The organism is Pseudomonas sp. GW821-FHT03E01 (assembly GCF_059420765.1).
Map to the genome: position 1 here is coordinate 1 of NZ_JBWKUI010000023.1, position 15,885 is coordinate 15,885.

A 15,885-nucleotide genomic window follows, 5' to 3' on the forward strand; every position below is an offset into this window, starting at 1 on the left:
AGGAGCCAGGCTTGCCGGCGAAGGCGCTCTTAAAGACGCCTTCGCCGGCAAGCCTGGCTCCTACAAGTCGACAGTTCGTTAGACAAACGGCCAGATCAGCAAGGTAATACCGAAACCCAGCGTGCCGAGCAAGGTGGTCAGCACGGTCCAGGTACGCAGGCCATCGGCCACGTTCAGCCCGGACAGTTTGGTGAAGATCCAGTAACCAGCGTCATTGATGTGGGACATGGCCAACCCGCCACCGCCCATGGCCAGGCACAGCAGCGCCATGTGATTCGCGGTGAGGTTGAGGGTCGCGATCAGCGGGCTGATGATGCCGGCGGTGGTCACCAGCGCCACCGTGGTCGAGCCCTGGACCGCACGCAACAGCATGGTCAGCAGAAAGCCCAGCGCGAGCACCGGCAGACCGGTGGTGCGCAACAAATCGGAGACCACCGCGCCGATGCCGGTATCCACCAGCACCTTGCCGAACACACCGCCGGCACCGGCAATCAGAATCACCATGGCCACACCTGGCAAGGCCGAACCGATCACGTCAGACACCTGGGTACGACTCCAGCCCCGACGCGACCCCAACAACCAGGCACACAGCAAGGTGTCGATCAGCAGCGCCACCAATGGCGCACCGAGCACGGTCATGATGCCGCGCAGGACCGAGTCGGCAGGCAGCAACGAGTTGGACAGTGTTCCCAGCAGAATCAGAATGATCGGTAGCGCGATCAGGCTGACGATCATGCCAAAACCCGGCGCGGGTGCCGGCGGCAACTTGGAAACGATCGCGCTGGTGGACTCTTCCAGGCCCATGTGCGACGCGGCCACGGCAGCTCGTTCAGCGCTCTTGCCGTTGCCATTGGCCCAGGCGACCAGGTCTTCGTTGGTGACATGCGGGCCATAGACTTCGGCGCGGATATCGTCGGTCATCGGGTACACCCGACGGGTCATGCGCCCGGCCACGCGGTAACCGACATAGCAGAGGAACGCGGTGATCGGCAGACCGAACATCAGCACGCGACCGAGGTCGGCACCCAACTGACTGGCAGCGGCCACCGCGCCGGGGTGTGGCGGCAGGAAGGCGTGTACGGTCAGCAACGCAGCACACATCGGCAGCGCAAACACCAACAGTGGCTTGCGTGCACTGCGGGCAACGCCATAGGCCAGCGGCATCAGGATGATCACACCGACCTCGAAGAACACCGGCACCCCGACCATGAACCCGGCAATCGTCAGCGCCAGCGGCGTGCGTCGATTGCCGAAACGGCTGATCAGCGTCTTGGCCAGCGCCTCGGCACCACCGGAGAGCTCGATGATCCGCCCGATCATCGCGCCCAGGGCAATGATGATCGCGATGTGGCCTAAGGTCTTGCCCATGCCGCCTTCGATGGTGGCGACCAGGTCGGCCGGTTTCACCCCGGCCACCAGCGCCACCAAAATGCTCACCAGCATCAACGCCACGAACGGCTGGAACTTGTACTTGAGCACCAAAAACAACAACAGAGCGATCCCTAGCCCCGCGGTAACCATCAGGATTAACGGGCTCATTTCACAAGCCCTCCGCGCCGGGTGAACACAAGGGTGCTGCAACCGGGTCTGAAAATGCCGCAGTGAAGATGAGTCATGCCTGGATGTCCTCTTGTTATTGTATTTTTCAGGCAAGCCGGGGTCGTGGGAGTCGCTGCGCGTCTCCCGAACAGGGCCTGCTTTATCGGTCTATCGTGTTAAAAAACTTCAGCGCATTACCAGTGCACGCCGAAGGCCGCTCGCAGCTCGTCCAGTGCTGCCTGATCGAGCGGTTCGGGCTTGGGATTGCTCATCAGCCACAACCGCGCGGTTTCCTCGAGTTCTTCCAGGGCGTAACTGGCTCTGGACACCGAACTCTCCCAGACCACCGGCCCCAGCCGTTCGAGCATCACGCCGCGAACACTGTTGGCCAGTTGTGCGACCTGTTCGGCCACCTTTGGCGAGCCGGGACGCTGGTAGCTGATCAACGGGATATGCCCGACTTTCATCACCTGATAGGGCGTCAATGGCGGCAGGATGTCGTTCGGCTGCCAGACACCTGCCAACGTCAACGCCACCAGATGAGTGGAATGGGTATGCACCACACCACCGACACTCGGGTTGCGGTCGTAGACTTGGCGATGCAACGCCAATGTCTTCGACGGCTTGTCGCCAGACACCCATTCGCCAGCCAGATTGACCTTGGCGATGGCCGCCGGATCGAGGCGGCCGAGGCAGACATCGGTCGGCGTGATCAGCCAGCCATCGTCCAGCCGTGCGCTGATATTGCCGGCGCTGCCGACGGTGTAACCGCGCTCATACAGGCTGCGGCCAACGTCGCAGATTTCTTCGCGCAGGGCGTTTTCATTACTCATTGCACACCTCCGGTCTGGGCCAGTTGCTTCAGCGCTTTGCTGAAGAAATCCCGACCACCGAAGTTGCCTGACTTGAGCGCCAGGGCCAGAGGCTCATCGGTGCTGCTGACGGTTGCCGGCACACCCGGATCAATCTGCGCGCCAATTTGCAGCAGTTGTACGCCCAGCGCCTGAACCACCGCGCCCGAAGTTTCACCGCCGGCGATCACGAAGCGCCGCACGCCGCTCTGACGCAAGCCTTGGGCAATTTCGCCAAAGGCGTTTTCCACCAGACTGCCGGCCTGTTCGACGCCGAGCTGCTGCTGCACGGCCTTGACCTCGTCCGGTGCGCTGGTGGCGTAGATCAATACGGTTTGTTCATTGTTCTTGGCGAAGGCCAGAGCCTGGGCCACCACGGGTTCGCCAGCCGCCAGGGCCAACGGATCAATCCGCAACGCGGGTCGACCGGCTTCGAGCCAGGCCGCGACTTGGCCATTGGTGGCGATCGAAGCGCTGCCGGCCAACACCACTTCACCGCCAGCCACCGCCGGGAGTTTCGAGGCATCGAGGTCGCGCAATTTACCGGCGCGACGGAAGTTTTCCGGCAAGCCCAGGGCCAGCCCCGAGCCGCCAGTCAACAACGGCAAGTCGGCACAGGCCGTGCCGAGGGTGTACAGATCCTGGTCCGACAAGGCATCGGCAATCGCCATACCGATACCTTGAGCCCGCAGTTCGGCGATGCGCCCGCGTACCTTTTCGGCGCCTTGGGCAATGGTGTCGTAGCGCAACAGGCCGACGTTCAGACGGGTCTGCGACTGCAGCACCCGCACCAGGTTGGCATCGGTCATCGGCGTCAGCGGGTGATTCTGCATGCCCGACTCGCTGAGCAGTTGATCCTGGACGAACAAGTGACCGCGAAAGATCGTCCGGCCATTCTCGGGGAACGCAGGGCACGCCAGGGTGAAGTCGCTGCCCAGCGCCGCCAGCAGTGCTTCACTGACCTGGCCGATATTGCCGGCCGCGGTGGAATCGAACGTCGAGCAGTACTTGAAGAAAATCTGCTCGCAGCCTTGCTCACGCAACCAGGCCAGCGCGGCAAGGGATTGCTCGACCGCTTCGGCGACTGGAATGGTGCGTGACTTGAGGGCGATGACGATCGCATCGGCATCGAGCCCGGCCGCCACTTCGCTGCTCGGAATGCCAATGCTTTGCACGGTGCGCATACCGCCGCGCACCAGCATGTTGGCCAGGTCCGTGGCACCGGTGAAATCGTCGGCGATGCAGCCCAGCAATGGGCGTGCAGGGGTAGTGTTCATTGGGTGTTCCTCAAACCGGCTCGGTCTTGGCAGTCGGCAACTCGATGCCGGGGAAAATCTTGATTACTGCCGAGTCGTCCTCACGCCCGAAGCCGGCACTGGAAGCCTGCATGAACATCTGGTGGGCGGTGGCCGACAGCGGCAGCGGGAATTTGCTGGCCCGTGCGGTATCCAGAACCAGGCCCAGGTCCTTGACGAAAATATCCACCGCGGACAATGGCGTGTAATCAGCCTTGAGAATGTGCGGCACGCGGTTTTCGAACATCCAGGAATTACCGGCGCTGTGGGTGATCACTTCGTAAAGCGCGTCGGCATCGACCCCTTCACGCAGGCCCAGCGCCATGGCTTCGGCAGAGGCCGCGATGTGCACACCGGCGAGCAACTGGTTGATGATCTTGACCTTCGAACCCAGGCCATGGCTGTCGCCCAGGCGATAAACCTTGCCAGCCATGCCTGCCAGGACGGCTTCGGCCTTGGCGTAAGCGTCGGCCGGGCCGGACGTCATCATGGTCATTTCACCGGCAGCCGCCTTGGCTGCGCCACCGGAGATCGGGGCATCCAGATACAGCAAGCCCTGGGCGGTCAGGCGCTGGCCCAGGTCGACAGCGTAGGTCGGGGCCACGGTGGCACAACCGATCACCAGGCTGCCCGGGCGCAACGCAGCGACGGCGCCACCCTCGCCAAACAATACGGTTTCGGTCTGCTCGGCGTTCACCACCACGGTAATGATCACGTCGCACGCCGCCGCCATCTGCGCGGGCGAAGAGCACGCCACGCCGCCCTCCCCGGCAAACTGTTCAGTTACCTGCGCACGCACATCACAGGCATGCACATTGAAACCACTGCGCAACAGTGAGCGGGCAATGCCCAACCCCATCGCGCCCAGACCGACAACACCGACATTCTTGTTATTCATGGGGTACTCCTGAGGGAAGCAACGGCCTGTTCCACGCCGGTAAAGCGCAGGCGGCGGGCCGCGATGTAGAGATGGGCACCGGCGGCATGGCCAGCGGATCGCCCAACACAGTGGCAGCTGCGAGCTGCTTGACACGGGTTGAGCAGATAATCCACCAATGAGCGGATTATGTGAAGTATTTTTTTAAAATAACATTTTTTAACATCACCCCAAAAACATCGATAGCCGCGACACGCTTTTTTGTAGCAGCTGTCGAGCTCGCGAGGCTGCGTTCGGCTGCGCAGCAGTCGTAAAACCAGAACTCGCGGTGCATCAGGCAAACCACGTCAGCCGGATTCACGACGGCTGCGCCGCCGAACGCAGCCTCGCAGGCTCGACAGCTGCTACGGGTCGCGTTCACGCAGGTGAAAAAAGTCAGATCGCCATCAGGCCGCCTTGCAAAAACACCACGACCGTCTAAGTTCAGAACTATCTCTACAGGCGTAACCAAACCGTACATAAACCAGCCCTTCAGGCGAGAGAACCTATCGATCCAATACCAACCAGACGCTGCTTTTAATTACTGACACGGAATCAGTCATAAAAATAAAGAGGGATGCTTGATGAAGCGCAGCCATGGGTATCGTGCGTTCTCGCAACGGGGGCCTGCCGGTCATTTCTGGATTTCATTGCTTTGCTTCTCAGGCTTGGTGATCGCCAGCTTTCTGTTGTTCGAACAACAGATCCAGGACTTCCTGACCCATCTCAACCTGTACCAGCCTTCCACTCCCACCCAAAAACTCAACCTGGCCCTGCTGCTGATCGCCCTGCTCGCGCTGGACGTGGTGCTGCCGGTGCCTTCGAGCATGGTCGCGCTGCTGGCCGTGGCCATGCTCGGCGCTGTTGGCGGCTACCTGGTGATTTTCGTGGGGCTGTGCCTGGGGGCCGGGCTGGGGTATGCGCTGGGGGCGGGTTATTTTCGGCTGCTGTCCGGCCGCCTGGGCCTGCATCAGCGCCAGCCGGGGCAACTGGCATACAAGCTGGGCACGCTGTCGTTGATCTGCCTGCGCGGCGTGCCGGTATTGGCCGAAACCTCGGTGGTGGCCGCCGGGATGCAACGTTATCCGCTGCCCGCGTTCGTGTTAGTGACCACCCTGGCCAATGCCGGTCTGGCACTGGCCTACAGCGCCATCGGCATCTACCTCGTCGAGCAGAACGCGCTGCTGGTGACCCTGCTCGCCAGCATGGTGTTGCCCGGGCTGTTTATCGCCGGGTACAGCCTGTTCAAAACCTTGCGCAAGCAAAACGCCGAGCATTCCCTGCACGGGCGTTTCGAGGTCCGTTACGACTACCCGGTGGTGTTCACCGATCACCTGTTCGAGCCGTCCAATCCGTGTCTGCACCGCCAGCTCACCGCAAGACTCACCCCACAGCACCGGGGCCCGGTGACGGTGCTGGTGTTCGCCGATGAACAACTGCTGCAAAGCGCCCCGCACCTGCTGGAACAGATCGACGCCTACTTTGCCGCCCATGCGGCGGACCTGCATTTGCAGGCCGCGCCGATTGCAGTGCCGGCCGGCGAACTGAGCAAGGATTCACAGGTGTTGCAGCAGCTTTACACCGATATGCTGCAGCATGGGCTGGACCGGCATTGCTATGTGCTGGCCCTGGGCGGCGGTGCGGTGCTGGATGCGGTGGGCTACGCCTGCGCCACCTTCCACCGTGGCATTCGCCTGATCCGCATCCCGAGCACCGTGCTGGCGCAGAACGACGCCGGCATCGGGGTGAAAAACGGCATCAATGCCTTCGGCCAGAAGAACCTGCTGGGCGCCTTCTACCCCGCCACCGCGGTAATCAACGACTTCCAGCTGCTGACCAGCCTGACCCGCCGCGACCAGATCGCCGGGCTGGCCGAGGCGGTAAAAGTGGCGCTGATCAAAGACCAGGCCTTCTTCCAATGGATGGAACAACAGGCCGACGCCCTCGCCCACTTCGATCACTCGGCCAGCCGCTATGCCATTCGCCGCTGCGCCGAACTGCACCTGGCGCACATCACCGGTGCCGGCGACCCCTTCGAGCGCGGTAACGGACGGCCACTGGATTACGGGCATTGGGCCGCGCACAAACTGGAAAACCTCAGCCAGCACCGACTGCGCCATGGTGAAGCCGTAGCGGTGGGCATGGCCCTGGATGGGCTCTATGCCAATGCCCTGGGGTTGTTGAGCGATGCCGACACCGAACGGCTGCTGAACCTGTTGCTCAAGCTCGGCTTCAGCCTGAGCCCGCCGGAACTGACCTTGAAAGATGCACAGGGACGCTCGCTGGTTCTGCTCGGTCTGGAGGAATTCCGCCAGCACCTGGGCGGGCAACTCTCCATCCCCATGCTCAGCCGGATCGGCGAGTCGGTGGACCTGCACGAGATCGATGCCGCGCGGATGGAACAGGCGCTGCAACGGCTGTCGACCCGCATCGATCCGGCGCTCACCCTCAGCGAGGGCTGCGCGCAATGAGCCAGACACCACTGAACCTGAAAACCTGGATGACCCTCGGCCGGGTATCCAACCTGCCCACCGTGTGGACCAACACCTTGGCCGCCGCCCTGCTCGCCAGCAGCGCTGGTGCCCTGGCGCCGCCGTCGTCGCTGGTGTGGATCCTGCTGTTGGCCGCGCTGTCGTTGCTGTATCTGGCCGGCATGTTATTGAACGACCTGCTGGACGCCGACTGGGACCAACAGCACCACAACCCGCGCCCGATCACGTTGGGCCTGGTCAGCCGCCAGCAAGTGGGGCTGGCTACTGCGCTGTTGCTGATACTGGCTGCGGCCTCGGTACTGGGCCTGAGCCGGTTGATCGATCAACCGCACTGGTTGCTGGGTAGCGCCACCCTGCTGGTGGGCTGCATCCTCGGCTACAACGTGCTGCACAAGAAATACGCCCACAGCGTCTGGCTGATGGGCGCCTGCCGCTCGGCCCTCTACCTGACGGCGGCGGCCAGCCTGGCGGTGCCGCCGGAGCCGATCTGGCTGTGCGCCATGTTGCTTGGCGTCTACATCAGCGGCCTGACCTACCTGGCTCGTCAGGAGCACAACAACCAGTTGCTCAGCCGCCTGCCTCTACTGCTGATGTTGAGCCCGCTGGCGCTGGCGATCTATTCCGACAACGCCTGGTTCTGGCCGGTGCTGCTGCTCTGGCTTGGCTGGCTGGGCTGGCATTACTGGCACCACTTGGCCAACCCGCAGCAACGGCAAGTCCGTGCCTTTATCGGCGCTGGCCTGGCGGCTCTGCCACTGTTTGATGCCCTGGTGCTGGCTGTGGCCAACCAGCCGCTGGGCAGCCTGTTATGCGTTCTGGTGTTTTTCCTGCTTCCACACTTCCAGCGCTGGATCAAACCGACATGAACATGGACGTCACTGCATCGCCATCGGCGGCCCTCGAAATGCGCCACGACTGCCTCGCCGAACAACACCAGGCCCTCACCCAACAGCTCGATGACACCGAGCTGCAGTGGTGGCGCCAGGCCCAGGAGCGGCTTGCCCAACGCCCGGACGCCAATACCGCGGCGCTGTTGAGCAGCCAGTGCAAGCGCAACCTCAAGGAACAACCGCTGCCCCACAGTCCCGGCTGGAGCAACGTCCAGCTGGCGCGGGCATTGTTGCTGGCTCAGGTCCTGGAGCAACAGCCCCTCGCCGGGCAACTGCCCTTGCTGCGCCAACTGTTTCTGTGGGGCGACGATCAAGAAAAAATCGCCACTCTGAAGGCCCTCGACTGGCTCGACAGTCGCGGGCTTTGCGTGGAACTGGCGCTGCAGGCCGGGCGTACCAGTAACAGCCAGGTGTTCGCCGCCCTCGCGCTCGACACCCTTTACCCATCGCGCCATTACAGCGAACGGGCCTTCCATCAATTGGTGCTGAAGGCGCTGGGCATGGGGCTCGATATACGACGCCTGATCGGCCTGACCCAACGACACAGCGTCACCCTCAACCAGCTGGCCCTCGACCTGCTGGACGAACAGCTTGCCGCCGAACGAACGGTGTCCGCCGGGCTGCCCCGAGTGATTGCCTTCGACCTGCTCAGCCCGGCGCAACACCAGCGCCTGGCCGGCCTGAGTCAGCAGCAACGCTTGCCGCCTGAGTGGCATGAGTACTTGGCCGGCACCTCACAGAACTGACACTCAACGACTCCTTTTCCTTGACGAGGATTTACCATGCTCAAGTACTTCGACCCGCATATTCATATGGTCAGCCGCACCACCGATGACTACCAGAACATGGCCGCCGCCGGTATCACGGGGGTGATCGAACCGGCCTTCTGGCAGGGTCAGGCCAGGACCAGCGTCGGCAGTTTCATCGACTATTTCGACACCCTGTTGGGCTGGGAGCGCTTTCGCGCCAGCATGTTCGGCATTCATCATTTCTGCACCATCGGCCTCAACCCCAAGGAGGCCAATGACCTGTCGGTGGCCAATGAAGTGCTGGAGATTCTGCCGCGCTACCTGGTGAAAGACGGCGTTGTGGCGGTCGGCGAAATCGGCTACGACGACATCACCCCGGAGGAAGATCGCTTCCTCGCTGCTCAGCTGGAGCTGGCCAAACAATTCAATTTGCCGGTGCTGGTGCACACCCCGCACCGCGACAAGATCGGTGGGACCAAACGCACCCTGGCGGTGATTCGCGAAGTCGGGATTGCCGAGCACCTGGTGATCATCGACCACCTCAACGAACTGACCCTGCCGCTGGTGCTGGACAGCGACTGCTGGCGCGGCCATTCGATCTACCCCAACACCAAGATGTCGGAACAGCGCATGGTCGCCCTGTTGCAGGAGTACGGCACGGAGAAAATGGTGGTCAACAGCGCTGCCGACTGGGGCATCAGCGATCCGCTCAAGGTGCCGAAAACGGGCGAAGCGATGCTGGCTGCCGGCTTCAGCGAAAGCCAGGTCGAACAGGTGCTGTTCCACAACCCCGTGGACTTTTTTGCCCAAAGCGGCCAACTGGACAAGACCCTGGTCAGCACCCCGCTGCCCATCGACCAGCGTCGGCAGTGGCAGGAGAACTCTGCCCTGCGTGGCCAGGAACCGGTGATCAAATGAGTGCCGGCACGGGTTGGGCTGCCGCGCAGGTCGGTTATTGCAGCAATGTGCACCCGACCCGTGACCTGGCGGGACTACGGTCATCCATCGAATGGCATTTCCGGGGTGTGCGCACCCTGCGCGGCCTGAACGAGCAAGACAGTGGGCTGTGGATCAGCGCCCTCGCCGCGGCCGAACTACAGCAGGCGTCAGCTCGCGCGGATTTCCTCAGCCTGCTGCAACGCAGTGGGCTGCGGCTGACTTCACTTAACGGCTTTCCCTATGGCCAATTTCATCAGGGCGCGGTGAAAGCCGACGTCTATTTGCCCAACTGGACTGATCCGAAACGGCTGGCGTACAGCCTGAATCTGGCCCGAATCCTGGCGCACGCCCTGCCGTCGGATTGCCCCCAAGGCGTGATTTCCACCGTACCACTGGGCTATGCCGCCGACTGGAACCCGCGGCGACAGCAGCGTGCCGAACATCTGCTGCGCCAACTCACGGCTTCACTGGCCAGGCTGCATCGGGAGACGGGCAAGAAGATCGTGTTCTGCCTGGAGATGGAGCCGGACTGCGTGCTGGAAAACACCGACCAGGCCATCGCCTTCTTCCACCGCTACCAAGCCAGCGACCCGCACCATGACTATCTGGCGCTGTGTTTTGATGTCTGCCACCAGGCCGTGGTTTTCGAACACTGCTATCAGTCGCTGGAAAAGCTGCGCCAGGCCCGGGTGCCTGTCGGCAAGATCCAGCTGTCCAACGCGCTGATTTGTCGCCTGCCCGCTGAAGACCACAACCGGCGCGAACACGTGCTCAAGACCTTGAGCGACTTCGCCGAAACCACCTACCTGCATCAAGTCAAAGCCCGCGATGCACAGGCGCGGTTATCGGGCTGGGCCGACCTGCCCGCCGCCCTCGACGATTGCGCCAACAACCTGGGGCAATACCCCGAACTGCGGATTCATTTCCACATTCCGCTGTTCAGCGAACACTTGCTGCTGCGTGAGCTCAGCGGCAGCCAGATCGCGCTGTCGCAGACTTTCGACTTTCTCGCAGACCATGGGGATTTTCGTCCCGTGCTGGAAGTGGAAACCTACAGCTGGGGCGTCCTGCCCGCGCAACTGCGGCCCAACACCGAGCACGCCCAACTGCAGGGAATCGCCGCAGAACTGCACTGGGTCGAAGAACAACTGCGCCAGCGTCAATTGCTGCAACCCCAAGTGCGGGAGGCGTACGCCGATGCCCTCTGATCACCCGCGTCAACCGCTGCTGCTGATCAACGTGGTCGGGCTGACCCCCGCGCTGCTGGGGCCGGCGACACCGCACATCAATGCCCTGTTGAAAACGGCGAAAATGGCCAGCCTGCAACCCGTGTTTCCGGCGGTCACTTCTACAGTGCAGGCCTCGATCCTCACCGGCGCGTCGCCGTCGGAACACGGCATCGTGGGCAATGGCTGGTATTTTCGCGACCAGGCCGAAGTGCGTTTCTGGCTGCAACCCAACGCACTGATCCAGGGAGAAAAGGTCTGGCAGACGCTCAAGCGCGAACTCCCGGGTTTTCGCTGCAGCCAGTTGTTCTGGTGGTACAACATGTATGCGGACGTGGACGCCGCCATCACCCCACGCCCGCACTACCCGGCCGATGGCCGCAAGCTGTTCGGCCTGTATTCGTCGCCGGCCTCGTTGCATGAGCGTATCGAGCAGCAGATCGGCGAATTCCCGTTTCCGGGTTTCTGGGGCCCGGCGGCCGGCATCGCGTCGAGCCGCTGGATCGTCGACTGCGCCATCGCCGAGTTCCAGATTGATCGACCCGATCTGCAATTGGTTTACCTGCCGCATCTCGACTACTGCCTGCAGCGACTGGGCCCCGATCATCCGTCGATTGCCGACGAGGTGCGGGCCATCGACAGTGAAGTGGGTCGCCTGCTGGCCTTTGCCCAGGAGCAAGGTGCGGCGGTGATGCTGTTGTCCGAATATGGGATCGAAGCGGTACAGCAATCCGTATCGATTAACCGGCTGTTGCGCTCGGAAGGCTTGTTGCAGGTGCGCCAGTCGCTGACCTGGGAGTTGCTCGACCCCGGCGCCAGCGCGGCCTTTGCCGTGGCCGATCATCAGATCGCGCACATCTACGTGAAACAGGCGCAAGACATTCCTCGCGTCAAAGCGCTGCTGCAGCGCCAGCCCGGCATCGAGCAGGTGCTGGATAAAGCCGAACAACGGGCCTGGCAACTGGATCATCCGCGCAGCGGCGAGCTGGTGACCGTGGCCGCGCCGGGTTACTGGTTCGATTACTACTACTGGCTCGACGATCGCAAGGCACCCGACTTTGCCCGCACCGTGGACATCCATCGCAAGCCCGGCTACGACCCGCTGGAACTGTTCATCGACCCGGCCATTCGCTTCCCCAAATTGAAAGTGGCGCGCCGCCTGCTGCAGAAAAAGCTCGGCTTTCGCTACTACATGGACCTGATTCCGCTGGACACCCGCCTGGTCCGTGGCAGCCATGGTCGCCTGCCCGACAGCGAGAACACCGGCCCGCTGCTCATCACCAATTGCGATCTGCCGTTGCCCCAGCGCCTTGCGGCCACGGCAGTGAAGCAACTGCTCCTGGAACACTTCCTGGGGCATTCACACACCGACCCGGCCAATGCCAAGGAGCTTCCATGCGGCGAGCCATTTCTATAACAGTTCTGAGTGCCTTGGCCGGTTTGGCTCAGGCTCAGAGCACAAACACCTTTGACTGCAGCAACTTTCTGCAATTTGGAGGAGACGTCGACAAGACCCGGGCCGCGTTTGCGCAGAGCCCCGAGACCATGGCCTGGAACTGGTTCGTCTGCCTGAACCAGCCCGCTGCCGCGGGGAGCCCCAACCGCGAGTGGGAATCCATGAAGCCTTCCGATCAGGTCTACCTGCCCAACGGCGCCAAGCCCGCCCCCTATGGCACGGCTGTGCCGCCGCCGAACGCGGTGCTTACACAGGCCAAGGCGCTAGGAATGGATATGTCCCGAACCTTCCATAACCTCAATGCCACCCAACAGGTCGATGGCTTGATTCTGCAGATGGGCGGCGCAGTGCCCTCAACAGAAAAAGGCAACCCTGTACGCTTTCAGCTGCTGATGGGCCAGGGCACGTTCGATTACATCGTGCAGAAGCAGGTCTACAACATGAACGGCCAGGCCGCCCTGACCAGCAATCTGGAGTTTCCGCCCATTGCCTGGGAGCTGAAATCCTCCTGGCTGTGGATCGGCTCCGACGCGACCTACAAACAGAAACTGGAGAAAGACGGTTACTACATCGCCCAGGCCTATTACCTGAAAAACGGTCAATACAAGGTCGGCTATGCAGCATTAAGCGGCTTACACGTCGTCAACAAGCTGAACGCCAACTGGGTCTGGACCACCTTCGAAAACATCAACAACAGCAAGTACACCGTGACCAATGCCGTACCGGCCACCCCGATGACCAACACCACAGGACCGACACCGGCTGCCCAATCGGTCAATACCAGCTTTCAGGCCGCTAATCCCTCCCTGTCGAAGTACGAACTGATCGGGGTGGAATTCCAGCCCATCACTCAGGTGCTGGCCAACTCCCAGCTGGAATCGGCCTTCCAGAACACCTCATCCTGCCTGGCCTGCCACGGCACCGCCGCCTACTCGAACCAAAAGGGTTACTTCAATTTCGCCCTGAAAGAACAGGGCGGCATTGTCTACCCCACCACCCCGCTGCCGAACTCGGCTTTCGCCGGTTACAACAAACTGGATTTTGTCTGGTCGTTGAAACACGCCCAGTGGCAACGCTAAGGAGCATGACATGAGCGTATTGAATTTCCCCCGTATCTACCTCAACGGCCACATGTTCTGGAACCCGCCAACAGCCAACAACAACGATGTGTTTCCACTCTATGACGCGGTCAACATGGATATTAACTGGCCGTTTGTGAACTTCTACGACATCACGCGCCAGAACGCCCCCAACAAGCTGATGCCCTGGGTCATCAGTCCCGTGAACAACGTCCCGGACTATGTGTCGATGGTGCCGACCAATGGCAGTCCGACCCCCTACATTCCCGCAGAATGGGATCTGTTTGGCGACAATGCCTGCGGCACGGTGAGCTACGACGATATCCGCTCCGTGGTCATCGGCGGCGAGCTGCAGGCCAACAACTACATCGCCCAGGATGCGCTGGTCGGCAAGAACTACCAATTGCTCGGTAACCCCTTTGGCAGCGCCAGTCCTACTGCCGCGCGCTTCGTGGACATCAGCCCGTGGCAGAACACCTTCACCGCGTTGTATTTCGACAAGCTGATGTTGGGGGATGATAAATGCGGCCTGACCCTCAATCGGCAATACCGGATGCTGGATCGATTCCTGAACTTCAATTGGGGGGCCCTCGGTGGTCTGAAGTATGTCACCACCACCTGGCAGACCTGCTTTCCTCAGGAAAACCTGGAATGGGTTATCGGCAACTCCGCGCTGCTGAGTCAGCTTCAACAGCAGATGAAGCAACAAGGAGCTCGTGGCTTGATGTTCAGGTTTTCCACCTACCTGACCTACTATGACAAGAACGGCATTTTCAACGATTTCCCGCCGATCAATACCCACTCCACGACAGCCGCGGACATGGCCAAAGTGCAAGCGATGTATCAGAAGGGCCTGGACAACGTTTCCGATATATTCTTCAACCCCGCCTACAGCCGCACCGCAGCGACCTTGGGTCTCTGGTTTGCCGACGAATACCCCACCGCACCCGCCGGCCGGCGCCTGGTATCTGCCAATCCGGTACCTGTTTTCAAAACAAACCAGCCTGTCGATGCCACAAGCATCACACTGGGTGTGATGTCGGCCCAGATTACCGGCAACACCCTGTCGCTGGATCTGGGCAACACTTTTCCGTTCTATCCAGTGGACTCCAACGCCCCGATCCCGACGGCCGAAAAATTCCATGCCGGCAACTATCTACTGGGCGTACGCAAGGATGGACAGTTCAACCCGGTGATCAACTTCGGTTTCGAGCAGTATCGACAAGCTGCCTTCGACAAACGTTCCGGCCTTCTGGACTTCACGCTCAACGACGCAGACAAGGCGACCCTGCAGGCCGGCCCTCTGGAGCTGCAGCTACAGGGCACACAAACGCCCCAGATCGCTTCCACTCAGCAGATGTGGACCGCCGAAGTGATAGAAAGCGGCAGTTTCATCGACGTGGGTGATCACAAGACGCTGCAAATCATGGTGCAAAAGGATGGCAAGCCAGCGGCCAACACCGTGCTGTGGGTGGCGGAGTATGGCAACCCCTTCTCGGTGACCACCAGCAACTACTATCTGGCATTCAGTAATCCGGCCGACTTCACACTGTTCTACGACCATCCGGCAGACCGTACATTGAACAAGCCCAATCTGCCGCAATTCAACGACATGCTCGCGATATCAAGCCACCTGGCTACCGGTAGCGGCCGTGGACTCATCGCCCTACAGGCCGTGGATACGTCGAATGCCGGGCCTTCGGGAATACCGGTAAATTATCAGCAGTTCCTGCATGACTTGGGCAAACCAGTCGCGGTCAATTTGCGCCCTTGCCTGACATTCGACTCAGCCATCTCCCGAACCGGGACGCTGCGCGATGCTCAGAACAGCATCGTCAATTACTCTGTTGCAAAGATCACCACCAACGCCAGCGGCATTGCCCAACTGGGCGTGAGTGCTCGAGCCCCGGGTTTTCCCACTCTGCGGTTCTTCGTGCAGGAAGATCACAACAACCCGGCCGTCCCCTTCAGTTTCAACTACACCCAGGCCTACACAGACTTCCTCGCCCCGATGCGCGTCCTGCCACTGGATCCTCAGTTGCAACAGGACTTCATCACCTACTGGAACTCCATCTGCACGCGTCAGAACGCCGCGACGCTGTTGTGGGAGAACTTCATCTACCCACGCATCTTGCAGACCTTCTATTACCTGTACCCGATCATGAACAAGTTCATGCCGCTCAACTCCCAGGCACGAGTTGAAGGCGCCATCGACCAACTGATTGTGCTGATCAGCAAGGAGTACCAGGAGGAAAGCACACTCGCCATGCCCATCACCCGCGACATGTCACAAAGCCGACGCGCCGTACTGGAGCTGTGGGCGCAGTCCCTGGTGAAACGCAATTACCCGCCCATCCCGCTCAGCATGAGCGACTACGAACAAAGCTAAAACTACAACGCTCAAGCAGGACCACCGGGTGACGAGTCTGTCACCCGGCACTTCACAGGAGTGT

The 15,885-nt window shown here is 61.3% G+C and carries 13 protein-coding genes; 8 read left to right on the forward strand and 5 right to left on the reverse strand.

Annotated elements, in window-relative coordinates:
- Positions 1 to 78: 78 nt before the first annotated feature.
- The 5 genes from AC07VO_RS28095 to AC07VO_RS28115 all read right to left on the reverse strand — a co-directional run bounded on the left by AC07VO_RS28095 (position 79) and on the right by AC07VO_RS28115 (position 5,082).
- The gene (locus AC07VO_RS28095; protein WP_018928934.1) at positions 79 to 1,539 is read right to left on the reverse strand and encodes a GntP family transporter; all 1,461 of its coding nucleotides are present in this window, start codon (positions 1,537 to 1,539) and stop codon (positions 79 to 81) included.
- A gap of 194 nt (positions 1,540 to 1,733) precedes the next feature.
- Positions 1,734 to 2,372 carry a 3-oxo-tetronate 4-phosphate decarboxylase gene (gene otnC / locus AC07VO_RS28100; RefSeq protein ID WP_192350308.1) on the reverse strand — a complete coding sequence of 213 codons (639 nt, stop codon included), beginning with the start codon at positions 2,370 to 2,372 and terminating at the stop codon, positions 1,734 to 1,736.
- The gene (gene otnK, locus AC07VO_RS28105) at positions 2,369 to 3,667 is read right to left on the reverse strand and encodes a 3-oxo-tetronate kinase (protein ID WP_192350306.1); all 1,299 of its coding nucleotides are present in this window, start codon (positions 3,665 to 3,667) and stop codon (positions 2,369 to 2,371) included. The genes otnC and otnK overlap by 4 nt, the downstream gene beginning before the upstream one ends.
- Before the next feature lie 10 nt (positions 3,668 to 3,677).
- Positions 3,678 to 4,583, reverse strand: coding sequence for an L-threonate dehydrogenase (ltnD, locus tag AC07VO_RS28110; RefSeq protein ID WP_018928932.1), 906 nt, complete (start codon positions 4,581 to 4,583; stop codon positions 3,678 to 3,680).
- A 166-nt stretch (positions 4,584 to 4,749) separates the two neighbouring features.
- Positions 4,750 to 5,082: a hypothetical protein gene (locus tag AC07VO_RS28115; protein ID WP_192350304.1), complete on the reverse strand. Its 333-nt coding sequence runs from the start codon at positions 5,080 to 5,082 to the stop codon at positions 4,750 to 4,752.
- Between the two features lie 103 nt (positions 5,083 to 5,185).
- Here AC07VO_RS28115 and AC07VO_RS28120 point away from each other — a divergent pair, with 103 nt between their 5' ends.
- Genes AC07VO_RS28120 through AC07VO_RS28155 form a run of 8 tightly spaced genes read left to right on the forward strand, consistent with a single transcriptional unit; the run spans position 5,186 to position 15,821 of the window.
- Positions 5,186 to 7,072: a 3-dehydroquinate synthase gene (locus AC07VO_RS28120; RefSeq protein ID WP_192350302.1), complete on the forward strand. Its 1,887-nt coding sequence runs from the start codon at positions 5,186 to 5,188 to the stop codon at positions 7,070 to 7,072.
- The gene (locus AC07VO_RS28125) at positions 7,069 to 7,959 is read left to right on the forward strand and encodes a UbiA family prenyltransferase (protein WP_028940744.1); all 891 of its coding nucleotides are present in this window, start codon (positions 7,069 to 7,071) and stop codon (positions 7,957 to 7,959) included. Before AC07VO_RS28120 ends, AC07VO_RS28125 begins: the two co-directional genes overlap by 4 nt.
- Positions 7,956 to 8,729, forward strand: coding sequence for an EboA domain-containing protein (locus AC07VO_RS28130; RefSeq protein ID WP_192350300.1), 774 nt, complete (start codon positions 7,956 to 7,958; stop codon positions 8,727 to 8,729). Before AC07VO_RS28125 ends, AC07VO_RS28130 begins: the two co-directional genes overlap by 4 nt.
- A gap of 36 nt (positions 8,730 to 8,765) precedes the next feature.
- Positions 8,766 to 9,650 (forward strand): TatD family hydrolase, encoded by an 885-nt coding sequence (locus tag AC07VO_RS28135; protein WP_192350298.1) that lies wholly within the window; start codon positions 8,766 to 8,768, stop codon positions 9,648 to 9,650.
- Complete coding sequence (gene eboE, locus AC07VO_RS28140) at positions 9,647 to 10,879, forward strand: metabolite traffic protein EboE (protein ID WP_192350296.1); 1,233 nt, start codon at positions 9,647 to 9,649, stop codon at positions 10,877 to 10,879. The genes AC07VO_RS28135 and eboE overlap by 4 nt, the downstream gene beginning before the upstream one ends.
- The gene (locus tag AC07VO_RS28145) at positions 10,869 to 12,314 is read left to right on the forward strand and encodes an alkaline phosphatase family protein (protein WP_192350294.1); all 1,446 of its coding nucleotides are present in this window, start codon (positions 10,869 to 10,871) and stop codon (positions 12,312 to 12,314) included. The genes eboE and AC07VO_RS28145 overlap by 11 nt, the downstream gene beginning before the upstream one ends.
- Positions 12,293 to 13,432 carry a hypothetical protein gene (locus AC07VO_RS28150; protein ID WP_019651677.1) on the forward strand — a complete coding sequence of 380 codons (1,140 nt, stop codon included), beginning with the start codon at positions 12,293 to 12,295 and terminating at the stop codon, positions 13,430 to 13,432. Before AC07VO_RS28145 ends, AC07VO_RS28150 begins: the two co-directional genes overlap by 22 nt.
- Before the next feature lie 10 nt (positions 13,433 to 13,442).
- Complete coding sequence (locus tag AC07VO_RS28155) at positions 13,443 to 15,821, forward strand: hypothetical protein (RefSeq protein WP_138867415.1); 2,379 nt, start codon at positions 13,443 to 13,445, stop codon at positions 15,819 to 15,821.
- The last annotated feature ends 64 nt before the right edge of the window (positions 15,822 to 15,885 follow it).